At 60.7% G+C, this 18,093-nt stretch carries 9 protein-coding genes, 4 tRNA genes and 2 rRNA genes; all 15 read left to right on the top strand.

Annotated elements, in window-relative coordinates; translation table 11 throughout:
* The first annotated feature begins 275 nt into the window (after positions 1-275).
* The 15 genes from K307_RS20960 (at position 276) to rpoC (ending at position 17,993) form a co-directional block, all read left to right on the top strand.
* A 23S ribosomal RNA gene (locus K307_RS20960) occupies positions 276-3,153 on the top strand.
* Between the two features lie 116 nt (positions 3,154-3,269).
* Positions 3,270-3,383: ribosomal RNA gene (gene rrf / locus K307_RS20965) — 5S ribosomal RNA — on the top strand.
* Positions 3,384-3,675: 292 nt separating this feature from the next.
* Positions 3,676-3,761, top strand: a tRNA-Tyr gene (locus K307_RS20970).
* 51 nt (positions 3,762-3,812) lie between these two features.
* Positions 3,813-3,886, top strand: a tRNA-Gly gene (locus K307_RS20975).
* A gap of 37 nt (positions 3,887-3,923) precedes the next feature.
* Positions 3,924-3,998: transfer RNA gene (locus K307_RS20980), tRNA-Thr, on the top strand.
* A gap of 44 nt (positions 3,999-4,042) precedes the next feature.
* Positions 4,043-5,233, top strand: coding sequence for an elongation factor Tu (tuf, locus tag K307_RS20985; protein WP_022536864.1), 1,191 nt, complete (start codon positions 4,043-4,045; stop codon positions 5,231-5,233).
* 85 nt (positions 5,234-5,318) lie between these two features.
* A tRNA-Trp gene (locus K307_RS20990) sits at positions 5,319-5,394 on the top strand.
* Between the two features lie 59 nt (positions 5,395-5,453).
* A complete protein-coding gene (gene secE / locus K307_RS20995; protein ID WP_042882505.1) occupies positions 5,454-5,834 on the top strand; it encodes a preprotein translocase subunit SecE in 381 nt (126 codons plus the stop codon).
* A gap of 10 nt (positions 5,835-5,844) precedes the next feature.
* Complete coding sequence (gene nusG / locus K307_RS21000; protein ID WP_010810468.1) at positions 5,845-6,426, top strand: transcription termination/antitermination protein NusG; 582 nt, start codon at positions 5,845-5,847, stop codon at positions 6,424-6,426.
* Between the two features lie 159 nt (positions 6,427-6,585).
* A complete protein-coding gene (gene rplK / locus K307_RS21005; RefSeq protein WP_042882508.1) occupies positions 6,586-7,017 on the top strand; it encodes a 50S ribosomal protein L11 in 432 nt (143 codons plus the stop codon).
* Entirely contained in the window at positions 7,018-7,713 is a 696-nt protein-coding gene (gene rplA / locus K307_RS21010) for a 50S ribosomal protein L1 (protein WP_042882511.1), read from the top strand.
* Between the two features lie 407 nt (positions 7,714-8,120).
* Positions 8,121-8,642, top strand: coding sequence for a 50S ribosomal protein L10 (gene rplJ / locus K307_RS21015; protein ID WP_042882512.1), 522 nt, complete (start codon positions 8,121-8,123; stop codon positions 8,640-8,642).
* A gap of 69 nt (positions 8,643-8,711) precedes the next feature.
* The gene (rplL, locus tag K307_RS21020) at positions 8,712-9,086 is read left to right on the top strand and encodes a 50S ribosomal protein L7/L12 (protein ID WP_012354151.1); all 375 of its coding nucleotides are present in this window, start codon (positions 8,712-8,714) and stop codon (positions 9,084-9,086) included.
* Positions 9,087-9,514: 428 nt separating this feature from the next.
* Positions 9,515-13,621, top strand: a complete 4,107-nt coding sequence (gene rpoB / locus K307_RS21025) for a DNA-directed RNA polymerase subunit beta (RefSeq protein ID WP_042882515.1) — start codon at positions 9,515-9,517, stop codon at positions 13,619-13,621.
* Between the two features lie 127 nt (positions 13,622-13,748).
* A complete protein-coding gene (gene rpoC, locus K307_RS21030) occupies positions 13,749-17,993 on the top strand; it encodes a DNA-directed RNA polymerase subunit beta' (RefSeq protein WP_042882516.1) in 4,245 nt (1,414 codons plus the stop codon).
* Positions 17,994-18,093 lie beyond the last annotated feature (100 nt).

An 18,093-nucleotide genomic window follows, 5' to 3' on the forward strand; every position in this document is an offset into this window, starting at 1 on the left:
TCAAATGAAAGCGCATCGCGACGATGAGGTTGCGAGTGTTTTCATTTGGCATTGCCAAGCGATCGCAAGATCGGCTGTTTCTTTAAAAATATGGGATGTAGTAAAGGTGTCGTGAAGCCTTTGATGAGAGGCTGCAGTACAAAACACGATACCGGGTTGTGATTGTATCAACCAAAATGTATTTAAGTGATCGAAAGATGACTTGGAATACGGCACAAATGCGAGAACTCATCCTGTAGCGACGGTTTCGAGCGATCGAGACACACTCGTTATAGGGTCAAGCGAACAAGTGCATGTGGTGGATGCCTTGGCGATCACAGGCGATGAAGGACGCGGTAGCCTGCGAAAAGCTTCGGGGAGCTGGCAAACAAGCTTTGATCCGGAGATGTCCGAATGGGGAAACCCGGCCCGTATGGTCATCCCACACTGAATTCATAGGTGTGGGAAGCGAACGCGGCGAACTGAAACATCTAAGTAGCTGCAGGAACAGAAATCAACCGAGATTCCCAAAGTAGTGGCGAACGAAATGGGAAGAGCCTTGTACTCTTTAGCAGTGGTGTTAGCAGAACGGGATGGAAAGCCCGGCCATAGCAGGTGATAGCCCTGTATGCGAAAACACGATTGTGGAACTAGGTGTACGACAAGTAGGGCGGGACACGTGAAATCCTGTCTGAAGATGGGGGGACCATCCTCCAAGGCTAAATACTCGTGATCGACCGATAGTGAACCAGTACCGTGAGGGAAAGGCGAAAAGAACCCCGGGAGGGGAGTGAAATAGATCCTGAAACCGCATGCATACAAACAGTCGGAGCCTGGCAACGGGTGACGGCGTACCTTTTGTATAATGGGTCAGCGACTTACATTCAGTGGCAAGCTTAACCGATTAGGGAAGGCGTAGCGAAAGCGAGTCCGAACAGGGCGTTGAGTCGCTGGGTGTAGACCCGAAACCAGATGATCTATCCATGGCCAGGTTGAAGGTGCGGTAACACGTACTGGAGGACCGAACCCACTAACGTTGAAAAGTTAGGGGATGAGCTGTGGATAGGGGTGAAAGGCTAAACAAATCTGGAAATAGCTGGTTCTCTCCGAAAACTATTTAGGTAGTGCCTCGTGTCTCACCTTCGGGGGTAGAGCACTGTCATGGTTGGGGGGTCTATTGCTGATTACCCCGCCATAGCAAACTCCGAATACCGAAGAGTGCAATCACGGGAGACAGACATCGGGTGCTAACGTCCGGTGTCAAGAGGGAAACAACCCAGACCGCCAGCTAAGGTCCCCAAATATGGCTAAGTGGGAAACGAAGTGGGAAGGCTAAAACAGTCAGGAGGTTGGCTTAGAAGCAGCCACCCTTTAAAGAAAGCGTAATAGCTCACTGATCGAGTCGTCCTGCGCGGAAGATGTAACGGGGCTAAGCCATATACCGAAGCTGCGGACGCGCGCAAGCGCGTGGTAGGAGAGCGTTCTGTAAGCCTGTGAAGGTGTCTTGTAAAGGATGCTGGAGGTATCAGAAGTGCGAATGCTGACATGAGTAGCGATAAAGGGGGTGAAAGGCCCCCTCGCCGTAAGCCCAAGGTTTCCTACGCAACGTTCATCGGCGTAGGGTGAGTCGGCCCCTAAGGCGAGGCAGAGATGCGTAGCTGATGGGAAGCAGGTTAATATTCCTGCACCGTCGTATGATGCGATGGGGGGACGGATCGCGGAAGGTTGTCCGGGTGTTGGAAGTCCCGGTCCCTGCATTGGAGAAGGCGCTTAGGCAAATCCGGGCGCGGAATTCAAGGATGTGGGGCGAGCGGCCTAGTGCTGCGAAGCAATTGGAAGTGGTTCCAAGAAAAGCCTCTAAGCTTCAGTCATACGAGACCGTACCGCAAACCGACACAGGTGGGCGAGATGAGTATTCTAAGGCGCTTGAGAGAACTCGGGAGAAGGAACTCGGCAAATTGGTACCGTAACTTCGGGATAAGGTACGCCCTGGTAGCTTGACTGGCCTGCGCCAGAAGGGTGACGGGGTTGCAATAAAATGGTGGCTGCGACTGTTTAATAAAAACACAGCACTCTGCAAACACGAAAGTGGACGTATAGGGTGTGACGCCTGCCCGGTGCCGGAAGATTAAATGATGGGGTGCAAGCTCTTGATTGAAGTCCCGGTAAACGGCGGCCGTAACTATAACGGTCCTAAGGTAGCGAAATTCCTTGTCGGGTAAGTTCCGACCTGCACGAATGGCGTAACGATGGCCACACTGTCTCCTCCCGAGACTCAGCGAAGTTGAAGTGTTTGTGATGATGCAATCTCCCCGCGGCTAGACGGAAAGACCCCATGAACCTTTACTGTAGCTTTGCATTGGACTTTGAACCGATCTGTGTAGGATAGGTGGGAGGCTTTGAAGCGTGGACGCTAGTTCACGTGGAGCCGTCCTTGAAATACCACCCTGGTTTGTTTGAGGTTCTAACCTTGACCCGTGAATCCGGGTCGGGGACAGTGCATGGTAGGCAGTTTGACTGGGGCGGTCTCCTCCCAAAGTGTAACGGAGGAGTTCGAAGGTACGCTTGGTACGGTCGGACATCGTACCTAAAGTGCAATGGCAAAAGCGTGCTTAACTGCGAGACCGACAAGTCGAGCAGGTGCGAAAGCAGGACATAGTGATCCGGTGGTTCTGAATGGAAGGGCCATCGCTCAACGGATAAAAGGTACTCTGGGGATAACAGGCTGATACCGCCCAAGAGTTCATATCGACGGCGGTGTTTGGCACCTCGATGTCGGCTCATCTCATCCTGGGGCTGTAGCCGGTCCCAAGGGTATGGCTGTTCGCCATTTAAAGAGGTACGTGAGCTGGGTTTAAAACGTCGTGAGACAGTTTGGTCCCTATCTGCCGTGGGCGTTGGAATCTTGACGGGGGCTGCTCCTAGTACGAGAGGACCGGAGTGGACGTACCGCTGGTGTACCTGTTGTCTCGCCAGAGGCATCGCAGGGTAGCTATGTACGGAAGAGATAACCGCTGAAAGCATCTAAGCGGGAAACTCGCCTGAAGATGAGGATTCCCTGGAGGCTTGACCTCCTTGAAGGGTCGTTCGAGACCAGGACGTTGATAGGCTGGGTGTGGAAGCGCAGTAATGCGTTAAGCTAACCAGTACTAATTGCCCGTAAGGCTTGATCCTATAACCAGTGTGTTTTACCTGGTGTGTGTGATCGTGTCTGTGCCAGATACGCACAACCCCCAACTACATCCCTATTCGTGACGCTGGCCTCAACCCCAGCGCCACAACCCCTTATGCCTGGTGACCATAGCGAGTTGGAACCACCCCTTCCCATCCCGAACAGGTCCGTGAAACGACTCCGCGCCGATGATAGTGCGGATTACCCGTGTGAAAGTAGGTCATCGCCAGGCTCTTATCCCCAAAACCCCTCGACAGCGTGTGCTGCGAGGGGTTTTGTCTTTTCCGGCCGCAGTTTCGCTCGGGCTTCCAGCTGCCTCTGACGGACCCTCAGAGCCGCCAGGAGCGCCGCTGCGAGAGCCCTATAGGGTGAGAACGCAGAAATCTAAACTGCGCTTGTGGGTGCGGTCAGGCAGCGTCAGACGCCAAGCCGGAACGTCCTCCCGAGTCTCGCCAGGTGCAGAATCCGCAACGGAAAGTGCTTGACAGATTAGGTGAGTAGGCCCATAATCGATAGTTCTCTGCGGAGAGGTGCCCGAGTGGCTAAAGGGGGCAGACTGTAAATCTGTTGGCTTACGCCTACGCTGGTTCGAATCCAGCCCTCTCCACCAGAATGCAAGACGGCAGCCGGCAGTGCCGGTGAAGAAGCAGGAAAGAACCGGGCGGGTGTAGCTCAATGGTAGAGCAGAAGCCTTCCAAGCTTACGACGAGGGTTCGATTCCCTTCACCCGCTCCAGTCGCGCGGTTGCTGTCAAAGTAGTACGTCAAGTTTCGCCCATGTGGCTCAGTGGTAGAGCACTCCCTTGGTAAGGGAGAGGTCGGCAGTTCGATCCTGCCCATGGGCACCAATACCACGCACTGGCAAAATCGCTACCGAGACAGGAGTCGCGAAATGGCAAAGGAAAAGTTCGAGCGGACCAAGCCGCACGTGAACGTTGGTACGATTGGTCACGTTGACCATGGCAAGACCACGCTGACGGCAGCGATCGCCACGGTGCTGGCTGCGAAGTTCGGCGGTGCCGCCAAGAAGTACGACGAAATCGACGCAGCGCCGGAAGAAAAGGCACGCGGTATTACCATCAATACCGCCCACGTCGAGTACGAGACGGCCAACCGCCACTACGCGCACGTTGACTGCCCGGGCCACGCTGACTATGTGAAGAACATGATCACGGGTGCTGCCCAGATGGACGGCGCAATCCTGGTCTGCTCGGCCGCTGACGGCCCGATGCCGCAAACGCGTGAGCACATCCTGCTGGCCCGCCAGGTTGGCGTGCCGTACATCATCGTGTTCCTGAACAAGTGCGACATGGTGGACGACGCTGAACTGCTCGAGCTGGTCGAGATGGAAGTTCGCGAGCTGCTGTCGAAGTACGAGTTCCCCGGCGACGACACCCCGATCATCAAGGGGTCGGCCAAGCTGGCACTGGAAGGCGACAAGGGCGAGCTGGGCGAAGTGGCCATCATGAACCTGGCCGACGCGCTGGACAACTACATCCCGACGCCGGAGCGTGCCGTTGACGGTACCTTCCTGATGCCGGTGGAAGACGTGTTCTCGATCTCGGGTCGCGGCACCGTGGTGACCGGCCGTATCGAGCGCGGCGTGATCAAGGTCGGCGAAGAAATCGAAATCGTCGGTATCCGCCCGACCGTGAAGACCACCTGCACCGGCGTGGAAATGTTCCGCAAGCTGCTGGACCAGGGTCAGGCTGGCGACAACGTCGGTCTGCTGCTGCGCGGCACCAAGCGTGAAGACGTCGAGCGCGGCCAGGTGCTGTGCAAGCCGGGTTCGATCAAGCCGCACACCCACTTCACCGGCGAGGTGTACATCCTGTCGAAGGACGAAGGCGGCCGTCACACCCCGTTCTTCAACAACTACCGCCCGCAGTTCTACTTCCGTACCACCGACGTGACCGGCTCGATCGAGCTGCCGGCGGACAAGGAAATGGTGATGCCGGGTGACAACGTGTCGATCACCGTCAAGCTGATCGCCCCGATCGCCATGGAAGAAGGCCTGCGCTTCGCTATCCGTGAAGGCGGCCGTACCGTCGGCGCCGGCGTCGTGGCAAAGATCCTCGACTAAGCTGTTCGATAGCGAACGCGGCACCAACCGGCCGCGTTCGTTGCCAGAAAAGGGGTTGGCGCATGCGTCGGCCCCCAGTTGTTTTAGGGGTATAGCTCAACTGGCAGAGCGTCGGTCTCCAAAACCGAAGGTTGGGGGTTCGATTCCCTCTGCCCCTGCCAAATCAATCAGCCGCGTCGCGAAGAACAATCGTGACGCGGCTTAGTCTCGTTTGCGAAACATGGCCAATCCCAATGTTGAAACCGTGAACGCCAACAGCGGCAAGTGGATGCTCGGCGTCGCGGTGCTGCTGGTGGTTGCCGGCGTCATCGGTTTCTATGCACTTGCACAGCAACCGTCTTATGTACGTGGCGCTGCGCTGTTCGGCGGTATTGCACTGGGTATCGTGGTTGCGCTGGTGTCGGCACCAGGCAAGGACTTTATCGGGTTCGCCAAGGAATCGTACCGGGAAGTTCGCAAGGTCGTCTGGCCGACGCGCAAGGAAGCCGGGCAAATGACGGGGCTGGTCTTCGTCTTTGTCGTCGTCATGGCGCTGTTCCTGTGGTCGGCGGACAAGCTCATCGAGTGGGTCGTCTTCTCGCTCGTGCTGGGCTGGAAATAAGAGGTAGCACATGACGGATAACGCTCAGCAGGAAACCACCGCGCCGGAATCGCCTTCGTCGAAGAAGCGCTGGTATGTCGTGCATGCCTACTCCGGTATGGAGAAGAGCGTGCAACGCGCGCTGCAGGAGCGCATCGAGCGCGCCGAGATGCAGGACAAGTTTGGCCGCATCCTGGTGCCGTCCGAAGAAGTCGTGGAAATCAAGGGCGGCCACAAGTCGGTCACCGAACGCCGTTTCTTCCCGGGCTACGTGCTGGTGGAAATGGAAATGACCGACGAGACCTGGCACCTGGTGAAGAACACCAGCAAGGTCACCGGTTTCGTGGGCGGCGCCCGCAACCGCCCGAGCCCGATTTCGCAGCGCGAAGTCGACAAGATCATGACCCAGATGCAGGAAGGGGTCGAGAAGCCGCGTCCCAAGACGCTGTTTGAAGTGGGCGAAATGGTGCGCGTCAAGGACGGCCCGTTCACCGACTTCAACGGCAACGTCGAGGAAGTGAACTACGAGAAGTCGCGCCTGCGCGTCTCGGTCACGATCTTCGGGCGCGCAACGCCGGTCGAACTCGAGTTCGGCCAGGTCGAGAAGGTTTAAGGAATTTGCCGGCTGCGGCCTGAAGGGGCGGCAACTGGCAACGGCGACGCCCCGGTGGCGGCGCCAAGAGGAGCGTGAGGCCGTGCCGATGGTGCGGCGACAGCGCGTTACGACTCAACAGGATCGCATCCCGAAAGAGCGATCCGGATTGGAGTAGAGATGGCCAAGAAAATCATTGGCTTTATCAAGCTGCAGATTCCGGCTGGTAAGGCAAATCCCTCCCCGCCCGTTGGTCCCGCACTGGGTCAGCGTGGTCTGAACATCATGGAGTTCTGCAAGGCGTTCAACGCCCAGACCCAAGGCATGGAGCCTGGTCTGCCGGTGCCGGTGGTGATTACCGCCTTCGCCGACAAGAGCTTCACGTTCGTGATGAAGTCGCCCCCCGCGACCGTGCTGATCAAGAAGGCAGCCGGCGTGGCCAAGGGTTCGCCGAAGCCCCACACCGACAAGGTTGGCAAGATCACCCGCGCCCAGGCTGAAGAAATCGCCAAGGCCAAGAACGCTGACCTGACCGCCGCCGACCTGGACGCCGCCGTGCGTACCATCGCCGGTTCGGCTCGTTCGATGGGCATCACCGTGGAGGGTCTGTAAATGGCTAAGGTTTCCAAGCGCGTCGCCGCCAACAAGGCGAAGATCGAGCGTACCAAGTTCTACCCGATCGACGAGGCCCTGGGCCTGGTGAAGGGCTGCGCCTCGGCGAAGTTCGACGAATCGATCGACGTGGCCGTGCAACTGGGCATTGACGCCAAGAAGTCGGACCAGGTGGTTCGTGGTTCCGTGGTGCTGCCCGCCGGTACCGGCAAGTCGGTGCGCGTGGCTGTGTTCGCCCAGGGCGAGAAGGCCGAAGCTGCAAAGGCAGCCGGCGCCGACATCGTCGGCATGGAAGACCTGGCTGAGCAAGTCAAGGCCGGCAACCTGAACTTCGACGTCGTGATCGCTTCGCCGGACACGATGCGTATCGTCGGTACGCTGGGCCAGATCCTGGGCCCGCGCGGCCTGATGCCGAACCCGAAGGTTGGCACCGTGACCCCCGACGTGGCCCAGGCCGTGAAGAACGCCAAGGCCGGTCAGGTCCAGTTCCGTGTCGACAAGGCCGGTATCATCCACGCCACCATCGGCCGTCGTTCGTTCGAAGACACCGCGCTGAAGAGCAACCTGGCCGCGCTGCTGGACGCGCTGGTCAAGGCCAAGCCGGCCACCAGCAAAGGCGTGTACCTGCGCAAGGTTGCGGTTTCGTCGACCATGGGCGTGGGCGTGCGTGTCGACCAGGCTACGCTGGCAGCCTGAGCTGACGGCAAATTGCTGACCGGGACCCGATAACACCGGTCGGTAAGAAGAATTGAAGATCCTCGCCACGGCGGGGATCGTCTCCGGACCACAAGGAAAGGAGCAAGGCTTTGGGCAGTGGTGCCGGCCGGATGCGAAAGCATCGGCAGGCACCGCTGGTTATCAAAGACCGCTGGTGTCCTTGTCCGCGGCAGTGATGCGGAAAGGGCTTAATCGGTCGGAACGTGCGCGAAGGCTTCCAAGCCTGAGCGACGTCTTCCGGCCAGCCAGCGCAGATGGCGCACCCGAAGGGATTGAAGAAGCCGGGCACTGCCCCGGTCGATTCGGGCCAATCGGACGCCGTTCGTTTGTGCTGACGTGAAGCCTCCGGTATTGCCGGAGACACAGCGTCATTTTGGAGCTAAACCGTGCCACTTAATATTGAAGATAAGAAGGCCGTCGTTGCTGAGGTCTCGGCGCAAGTCGCCAAGGCCCAGACCATCGTCGTGGCCGAATATCGCGGCATTGCGGTTGGCGATCTGACCAAGCTGCGTGCTTCCGCTCGCCAGCAAGGCGTGTACCTGCGTGTTCTGAAGAACACGCTGGCCCGCCGTGCCGTCGAAGGTACGCCGTTTGCAGGCCTCGCAGAGCAGATGACCGGTCCGCTGATCTACGGTATTTCCGAAGATGCAGTGGCCTCGGCCAAGGTTCTGAACGACTTCGCCAAGACCAACGACAAGCTGGTCCTGCGCGCCGGGTCGTATGACGGCAAGGTTCTCGACGCTGCCGCCGTGAAGGCGCTGGCCTCGATCCCGAGCCGCGACGAACTGATTGCTCAGCTGCTGGGCGTGATGCAGGCACCGGTGTCGGGCTTCGCCCGTCTGCTGGCTGCACTGGCTGCCAAGAACGCAGAAGGCGCTCCCGCGGAAGCGGAAGCCGCCGGCGCCTAAGGCAATCCAGGCCGCGCATCGAAAGATCGCATTACCGATACCGAATCAAATCTAGTAGGAGTATTTCAAATGGCAATCACCAAAGACGACATCCTGGAAGCCGTTGGCGCGATGTCCGTGATGGAACTGAACGACCTGGTCAAGGCGTTCGAAGAGAAGTTTGGCGTGTCCGCCGCTGCCATGGCCGTGGCTGCTGCCCCGGGCGCTGCCGGCGCTGCTGCTGCCGAAGAACAGACCGAATTCAACGTGATCCTGGCCGAAGTCGGCGCCAACAAGGTTGGCGTGATTAAGGCTGTTCGCGAAATCACCGGTCTGGGCCTGAAGGAAGCCAAGGACCTGGTCGATGGCGCACCGAAGCCCGTCAAGGAAGGCGTGGACAAGGCCGCTGCTGCCGAAGCCAAGAAGAAGCTGGAAGACGCTGGCGCCAAGGTCGACGTCAAGTAATGCATTGCTCGCGTGCCCTTGCGGCACGCGAATGGGGCTGGCAAAGGGAAATTCCCGGCGCCAGCCTTTTTGCGCTTGTGCGATTGTGTTTTAGTCACCACTCAGCACAGCGGCAAAGTCGCAAAAAGTGATGTTTGCGAGTCCCGGTAGCATTTGATTTGCCGGCAACTCAGCAGAGGCCAAACATCAGTGGCACACTAAGGGGTTGCTGCTGATGTTTGTCTTCTGAACCGACTGCAGAAGACAAGTTTGGTCGGGTGTCCCCCGGGCGAGTACAGGCGTTGCGCTGATGCGACGACCACACCGCCCGCAGCGTGCGGACACCGTCAGCCAGAGGTTGGTAGCGGCCAACCGCCAAATCCCCTCCCAGTCGCTGAACACCTCAGGCGCGGCCAGGTCCAGCCGTCCTGCGATGATTCGGAGATCCCATGGCGTACAGTTTCACCGAAAAGAAGCGCATTCGCAAAAGCTTTGCGAAGCGCGCTACGGTACATCAGGTTCCATTCCTGCTTGCCACCCAGATTGAATCCTACACCCAGTTCTTGCAAGCGGAAACGCCGACCGCGCGTCGCAAGACCGAAGGCCTCCAGGCCGCTTTCAACGCAATTTTCCCGATCTCCTCGCATAACGGGCTTGCCCGTATGGAGTTCGTCTCGTATCACCTGTCTAACCCGCCGTTCGACGTCAAGGAATGTCAACAGCGTGGCCTGACCTTCCACTCGGCGCTGCGCGCCAAGGTTCGCCTGATCATCAACGATCGCGAGAATCCTGGCAAGGTCAAGGAAGTGAAGGAACAGGAAGTCTACATGGGCGAAATCCCGCTGATGACTTCCACTGGTTCGTTTGTGATCAACGGCACCGAGCGTGTCATCGTCTCGCAGCTGCACCGCTCGCCGGGCGTGTTCTTCGAGCACGACAAGGGCAAGACCCACAGCTCGGGCAAGCTGCTGTTCTCGGCACGTATCATCCCCTACCGCGGTTCGTGGCTGGACTTCGAATTCGATCCGAAGGACATCCTGTACTTCCGCGTCGACCGCCGCCGCAAGATGCCGGTGACGATCCTGCTGAAGTCGATCGGCCTGACCCCGGAACAGATCCTCGCGCACTTCTTCGTGTTCGACAACTTCACGCTGCAGTCGGAAGGCGCGCAGCTGGAGTTCGTGCCCGAGCGCCTGCGCGGTGAAGTCGCGCGCTTCGACATCGCCGACAAGAACGGCCGCGTGGTGGTCGAGAAGGACAAGCGGATCAACGCCAAGCATATCCGCGACCTGGACTCGGCCGGCACCAAGCTGATCAGCGTGCCGGAAGACTACCTGCTGGGCCGCGTGCTGGCCAAGAACATCATCGACCCGGATACCGGCGAGGTGATTGCCAACGCCAACGACGAGCTGACGGAAACGCTGCTGGAAAACCTGCGCGAAGCCGGTGTCAAGCAGATCCAGACCCTGTACACCAACGACCTGGACCAGGGCCCGTACATGTCGCAGACCCTGCGCGTGGACGAGACCGCCGACCAGACCGCTGCGCGTATCGCGATCTACCGCATGATGCGCCCGGGCGAGCCGCCGACCGAAGAAGCGGTGGAAGCGCTGTTCCAGCGCCTGTTCTACAGCGAAGAGTCGTACGACCTGTCGCGCGTTGGCCGCATGAAGGTCAACAGCCGCCTGGGCCGCCCCACCGGCGAAGGCGCCATGGTGCTGCAGGACGAGGACATCCTCGAGACCATCAAGATCCTGGTCAACCTGCGCAACGGCAAGGGCGAGGTCGATGACATCGACCACCTGGGCAACCGTCGCGTGCGTTGCGTCGGCGAACTGGCCGAAAACCAGTTCCGCGCCGGCCTGTCGCGCGTGGAGCGTGCCGTCAAGGAACGTCTGGGCCAGGCCGAGACCGAGAACCTGATGCCGCACGACCTGATCAACTCGAAGCCGATCTCGTCGGCGATCCGCGAGTTCTTCGGTTCGTCGCAGCTGTCGCAGTTCATGGACCAGACCAACCCGCTGTCCGAGATCACGCACAAGCGCCGTGTCTCCGCACTGGGCCCGGGCGGTCTGACGCGCGAGCGCGCCGGCTTTGAAGTCCGTGACGTGCACCCGACCCACTACGGCCGCGTGTGCCCGATCGAAACGCCGGAAGGTCCGAACATTGGTCTGATCAACTCGCTGGCACTGTATGCCCGCCTGAACGAGTACGGCTTCCTGGAAACGCCGTACCGGAAGGTCGAGAACAGCAAGCTGACCGACCAGGTCGACTACCTGTCCGCGATCGAGGAAGGCAAGTACGTGGTGGCGCAGGCCAACGCGACCGTCGACGCCGACGGCATCCTGACCGACGAACTGGTGTCGGCGCGTGAAGGCTCCGAGCGTGAAACCCGTATGGTGACGCCGGACCGCGTGCAGTACATCGACGTGGCGCCGTCGCAGATCGTGTCGGCCGCCGCCTCGCTGGTGCCGTTCCTGGAACACGATGACGCGAACCGTGCACTGATGGGCGCGAACATGCAGCGTCAGGCCGTGCCTTGCCTGCGTCCGGACAAGCCGCTGGTCGGTACCGGCATCGAGCGCACCGTTGCGGTCGACTCGGGTACTGCCGTGCAGGCCATGCGTGGCGGCGTGGTCGACTACGTCGACGCGATGCGTATCGTGATCCGCGTGAACGACGACGAAGCCGTGGCCGGTGAAGTCGGCGTGGACATCTACAACCTGATCAAGTACACGCGCTCGAACCAGAACACCAACATCAACCAGCGTCCGATGGTCAAGGTGGGCGACCACGTGGCCCGCGGCGACGTCATCGCCGACGGCGCCTCGACCGACCTGGGTGAGCTGGCACTGGGCCAGAACATGCTGGTGGCGTTCATGCCGTGGAACGGCTACAACTTCGAGGATTCGATCCTGATCTCGGAGCGTGTGGTGGCCGAAGACCGCTATACCTCGATCCACATCGAGGAACTGTCGGTCGTTGCCCGCGACACCAAGCTGGGACCGGAAGAAATCACGCGCGATATCTCGAACCTGGCCGAAGCCCAGCTGGCTCGCCTGGACGAGTCGGGTATCACCTACATCGGCGCTGAAGTGGAAGCCGGCGACGTGCTGGTGGGCAAGGTCACCCCCAAGGGCGAGACCCAGCTGACCCCGGAAGAGAAGCTGCTGCGCGCGATCTTCGGCGAGAAGGCGTCGGACGTGAAGGACACCTCGCTGCGTGTGCCCTCGGGCATGAGCGGCATCGTGATCGACGTCCAGGTCTTCACCCGCGAAGGCGTGACCCGCGACAAGCGTGCCCAGTCGATCATCGACGACGAACTGAAGCGCTACCGCCTGGACCTGAACGACCAGCTGCGTATCGTGGAAGGCGACGCGTTCCAGCGTCTGGAGCGCCTGCTGCTCGACAAGACCGTCAACGGCGGTCCGAAGAAGCTGGCCAAGGGCGCCAAGCTGACCAAGGAGTACCTGGCCGATATCGACAAGTACCACTGGTTCGACATCCGCCCGGCCGACGAGGACGTGGCTGCCCAGCTGGAAGCCGTCAAGGAAGCCATCGAGCAGAAGCGCCACGAGTTCGACCTGGCCTTCGAAGAGAAGCGCAAGAAGCTCACGCAGGGCGACGAACTGCCGCCGGGCGTGATCAAGATGGTCAAGGTGTACCTGGCCGTCAAGCGCCGCCTGCAGCCTGGCGACAAGATGGCCGGCCGTCACGGTAACAAGGGTGTGGTGTCGAAGATCACCCCGATCGAAGACATGCCCTACATGGCCGACGGCACGCCTGCCGACATCGTGCTGAATCCGCTAGGCGTGCCTTCGCGGATGAACGTGGGTCAGATTCTCGAGACGCACTTGGGCTGGGCCGCGCGCGGTCTGGGCGAGCGCATCGGCAACATGCTGAAGGCGCAAGCCAAGGCAGCCGAAGTGCGCAACCTGCTCACGCAGATCTACAACGAGAGCGGCAAGGTCGAAGACCTCGACAGCCTGTCGGATTCGGAAGTCCTGGAACTGGCCGAGAACCTGAAGAAGGGCGTGCCGTTCGCGACGCCGGTGTTCGATGGTGCGCATGAGGACGAAATCCGCCGCATGCTGGACCTCGCCTATCCGGAAGAGATTGCGAAGGAGAAGGGCCTGACCGCTTCCAAGCAGCAGGTCGCGCTGTTTGACGGCCGCACCGGCGAAGCGTTCGAGCGTCCGGTCACGCTGGGTGTGATGCACATGCTGAAGCTGCACCACCTGGTCGACGACAAGATGCACGCACGTTCCACCGGCCCGTACTCGCTGGTGACGCAGCAGCCGCTGGGCGGTAAGGCCCAGTTCGGTGGCCAGCGTTTCGGTGAGATGGAAGTGTGGGCACTGGAAGCCTACGGCGCATCGTACGTGCTGCAGGAAATGCTGACGGTCAAGTCCGATGACGTGAACGGCCGTACCAAGGTGTACGAGAACATCGTCAAGGGCGAGCACTCGATCGACGCCGGCATGCCGGAATCGTTCAACGTGCTGGTGAAGGAAATCCGCTCGCTGGGTATCGACATCGACCTCGATCGCTACTGATCGGGCAGGTGAGGGGAGCCGGTTGCGGCCGGCTCCCTGTCGACACAACAGCAGCGAAGGATTTCCCACAGGATGAATGCCATCGACCCGGACAGACTCCGGGGCGGTGGCGAAACAAGGAGTTGCAATGAAAGCATTGCTCGATCTCTTTAAGCAGGTTCAGCAGGAAGAGCAGTTCGACGCGATCAAGATCGGCCTGGCTTCGCCCGAGAAGATCCGTTCGTGGTCGTACGGCGAAGTCAAGAAGCCGGAAACGATCAACTACCGTACCTTCAAGCCGGAACGCGACGGCCTGTTCTGCGCCAAGATCTTTGGCCCGATCAAGGACTACGAGTGCCTGTGCGGCAAGTACAAGCGCCTGAAGCACCGTGGCGTGATCTGCGAGAAGTGCGGCGTTGAAGTGACGCTGGCCAAGGTGCGCCGCGAGCGCATGGGTCACATCGAACTGGCCGCGCCGACCGCGCACATCTGGTTCCTGAAGTCGCTGCCGTCGCGTCTGGGCATGGTCCTGGACATGACGCTGCGCGACATCGAGCGCGTCCTGTACTTTGAAGCATTCGTGGTGCTCGAACCCGGCATGACCCCGCTCAAGAAGAGCCAGATCATGTCGGAAGACGACTACCTCGCGAAGTGCGACGAGTACGGCGAGGGCGAGTTCGTCGCCATGATGGGTGCCGAGGGCATCCGTGAACTGCTGCGCGGCATCGACATCGAGAAGCAGATCGAACAGATCCGCGCCGAGCTGCAGGCCACCGGCTCCGAAGCCAAGATCAAGAAGTTCGCCAAGCGCCTGAAGGTGCTCGAGGCCTTCCAGCGTTCGGGCATCAAGCCCGAGTGGATGATCCTCGAAGTGCTGCCGGTGCTGCCGCCTGAGCTGCGCCCGCTGGTGCCGCTGGACGGCGGCCGCTTCGCGACCTCGGACCTGAACGACCTGTATCGCCGCGTCATCAACCGTAACAACCGCCTGAAGCGCCTGCTGGAGCTGAAGGCGCCTGAAATCATCGTGCGCAACGAAAAGCGCATGCTGCAGGAAGCGGTTGACTCGCTGCTGGACAACGGCCGTCGCGGCAAGGCGATGACCGGCGCCAACAAGCGTCCGCTGAAGTCCCTGGCCGAAATGATCAAGGGCAAGGGCGGTCGTTTCCGTCAGAACCTGCTGGGCAAGCGCGTCGACTACTCGGGCCGTTCGGTCATCGTGGTGGGCCCGACGCTCAAGCTGCACCAGTGCGGCCTGCCCAAGCTGATGGCGCTCGAGCTGTTCAAGCCCTTCATTTTCCACAAGCTGGAAACGATGGGCATCGCCACCACGATCAAGGCGGCGAAGAAGGAAGTGGAAAGCCAGACCCCGGTGGTGTGGGACATCCTCGAAGAGGTGATCCGCGAGCACCCGGTGATGCTGAACCGTGCGCCGACGCTGCACCGCCTGGGTATCCAGGCGTTCGAGCCGGTGCTGATCGAAGGCAAGGCCATCCAGCTGCACCCGCTGGTCTGCGCGGCGTTCAACGCCGACTTCGACGGTGACCAGATGGCTGTTCACGTCCCGCTGTCGCTGGAAGCGCAGATGGAAGCCCGCACGCTGATGCTGGCCTCCAACAACGTGCTGTTCCCGGCCAACGGCGATCCGTCGATCGTGCCGTCGCAAGACGTGGTGCTGGGTCTGTACTACACGACCCGCGACAAGATCAATGGCAAGGGCGAGGGCATGACCTTTGCCGACATCAGCGAAGTGATCCGTGCCTACGAGAACAAGGAAGTCGAACTGGCTTCCCGCGTGAACGTGCGTATCACCGAGTATGAGCTGGTCGACAAGGACGCCGAGGGCGACGCCCGTTTCGCACCCAAGATCACGCTGCAGGCCACCACGGTCGGCCGCGCGATCCTGTCCGAGATCCTGCCCAAGGGGCTGCCGTTCTCGGTGCTGAACAAGCCGCTCAAGAAGAAGGAAATCTCGCGCCTGATCAACACCGCGTTCCGTAAGTGCGGTCTGCGCGAAACCGTGATCTTCGCCGACAAGCTGCTGCAGTCGGGCTTCCGCCTGGCAACCCGGGCCGGTATCTCGATCGCCATCGACGATATGCTGGTGCCGCCGCAGAAGGAAAAGATCATCGCCGAGGCCTCGGCCAAGGTGAAGGAATACGACAAACAGTATATGTCGGGTCTGGTGACCGACCAGGAACGCTACAACAACGTCGTGGACATCTGGGGCGCTGCCGGCGACCAGGTGGGCAAGGCGATGATGGAGCAGCTCCAGCACGAAGACGTGGTCGACCGCGAAGGCAAGACCGTGAAGCAAGAGTCGTTCAACTCCATCTACATGATGGCCGACTCGGGCGCACGGGGCTCGGCAGCGCAGATCCGCCAGCTGGCAGGTATGCGTGGCCTGATGGCCAAGCCGGACGGCTCGATCATTGAAACGCCGATTACGGCGAACTTCCGTGAAGGGCTGAACGTTCTGCAGTACTTCATCTCGACCCACGGCGCCCGTAAGGGCCTGGCCGATACGGCACTGAAGACCGCGAACTCGGGTTACCTGACCCGTCGTCTGGTCGACGTGACGCAGGATCTGGTCGTGGTGGAAGACGATTGCGGCACCTCCAACGGCGTGGCCATGAAGGCCCTGGTCGAGGGCGGTGAAGTGATCGAAGCCCTGCGCGACCGTATCCTCGGCCGTGTGACCGTGGCCGACGTGGTCAACCCGGAAACCCAGGAAACCGCGATCGAAGCCGGCACGCTGCTGGACGAAGACCTGGTCGAGATGATCGACGCGATCGGCGTGGACGAAGTCAAGGTTCGCACCCCGCTGTCGTGCGACACGCGCTACGGCCTGTGCGGCAAGTGCTATGGCCGAGACCTGGGCCGCGGCGTGCTGGTGAACTCCGGCGAAGCGGTTGGCGTGATTGCCGCCCAGTCGATCGGTGAGCCGGGCACGCAGCTGACGATGCGTACGTTCCACATCGGTGGTGCGGCATCGCGTGCGGCAGTGGCATCGAGCGTGGAAGCCAAGGCAACCGGCACCGTGCGTTTCACGGCGACCATGCGTTACGTCACCAACGCGAAGGGCGAATTGATCGTCATCTCGCGTTCGGGCGAGGCGCTGATCACCGACGACCACGGCCGCGAGCGCGAACGCCACAAGATCCCGTATGGCGCCACGCTGCTCGTGCAGGACGGCCAGGCCATCAAGGCTGGCACGCAGCTGGCCACGTGGGACGCGCTGACTCGCCCGATCGTTTCGGAATACACCGGTACGACCAAGTTCGAAAACGTCGAAGAAGGCGTGACCGTCGCCAAGCAGATGGACGAAGTGACGGGCCTGTCGACCCTGGTGGTGATCGACGCCAAGCGCCGCACGGCTGCAACCAAGGGCATCCGCCCGCAGGTGAAGCTGCTCGACGCCAGCGGCCAGGAAGTGAAGATCCCGGGCACGGACCACTCCGTGACCATCGGCTTCCAGGTCGGTGCGCTGATCACGGTGAAGGACGGCCAGCAGGTGCATGTGGGTGAAGTGCTCGCGCGTATCCCGACCGAATCGCAGAAGACCCGCGACATTACCGGTGGTCTGCCGCGAGTGGCCGAGCTGTTCGAAGCGCGTTCGCCGAAGGACGCCGCCGTGCTGGCGGAAGTCACCGGCACGACCTCGTTCGGCAAGGACACCAAGGGCAAGCAGCGCCTGGTCATTACCGACCTGGACGGCAATGCCCACGAGTTCCTGATCGCGAAGGAAAAGCAGGTGCTGGTGCACGACGGCCAGGTGGTGAACAAGGGCGAAATGATCGTGGAAGGTCCGGCGGACCCGCACGACATCCTGCGCCTGAAGGGCATCGAAGAGCTGGCGCACTACATCGTGGACGAAGTGCAGGACGTGTACCGTCTGCAGGGCGTGAAGATCAACGACAAGCACATCGAAGTGATTGTTCGTCAGATGCTGCGCCGCGTGCAGATCGCCGACGTGGGCGACACCAAGTTCATCCCGGGTGAACAGGTGGAGCGTTCGGAACTGCTCGACGAGAACGACCGCGTGATCGCCGAAGGCAAGCGTCCGGCCACGTACGAGAACCTGCTGCTCGGTATCACCAAGGCGTCGCTGTCGACCGACAGCTTCATCTCGGCGGCATCGTTCCAGGAAACCACGCGCGTGCTGACCGAAGCCGCGATCATGGGCAAGACCGACGACCTGCGCGGTCTGAAGGAAAACGTGATCGTCGGCCGTCTGATCCCGGCCGGTACCGGCCTGGCCTACCACCGCGCCCGCAAGGCGCGCGAGGCCTCCGAGCGCGAACGCGCCCAGGCGATCGCCGAAGAAGAGCAGTCGCTCTTCATCGAGCCGGCGCCGGTGGTGCAGGCGACCGAGGGTGAAGGCGACAACGTCTGATCGCAGTAAAGCAGTTTTCCGCCGCAAGGTGGACGAAAGCCCGGCTCTCGAGCCGGGCTTTTTTTTCGTCCCGTGCAACCGTCGCGCCGGCTATCGTGAG

The sequence above is a fragment of the Cupriavidus necator A5-1 genome (assembly GCF_000744095.1).
GTDB lineage: Bacteria > Pseudomonadota > Gammaproteobacteria > Burkholderiales > Burkholderiaceae > Cupriavidus > Cupriavidus necator_A.

Bases quoted from the DNA above. Each gene is read 5' to 3' on its own strand.
- rplA (WP_042882511.1), top strand. From the start codon at position 7,018: ATGGCTAAGGTTTCCAAGCGCGTCGCCGCCAACAAGGCGAAGATCGAG.
- nusG (WP_010810468.1), top strand. From the start codon at position 5,845: ATGACGGATAACGCTCAGCAGGAAACCACCGCGCCGGAATCGCCTTCG.
- rpoC (WP_042882516.1), top strand. From the start codon at position 13,749: ATGAAAGCATTGCTCGATCTCTTTAAGCAGGTTCAGCAGGAAGAGCAG.
- rplL (WP_012354151.1), top strand. From the start codon at position 8,712: ATGGCAATCACCAAAGACGACATCCTGGAAGCCGTTGGCGCGATGTCC.
- tuf (WP_022536864.1), top strand. From the start codon at position 4,043: ATGGCAAAGGAAAAGTTCGAGCGGACCAAGCCGCACGTGAACGTTGGT.
- rplK (WP_042882508.1), top strand. From the start codon at position 6,586: ATGGCCAAGAAAATCATTGGCTTTATCAAGCTGCAGATTCCGGCTGGT.
- secE (WP_042882505.1), top strand. From the start codon at position 5,454: ATGGCCAATCCCAATGTTGAAACCGTGAACGCCAACAGCGGCAAGTGG.
- rpoB (WP_042882515.1), top strand. From the start codon at position 9,515: ATGGCGTACAGTTTCACCGAAAAGAAGCGCATTCGCAAAAGCTTTGCG.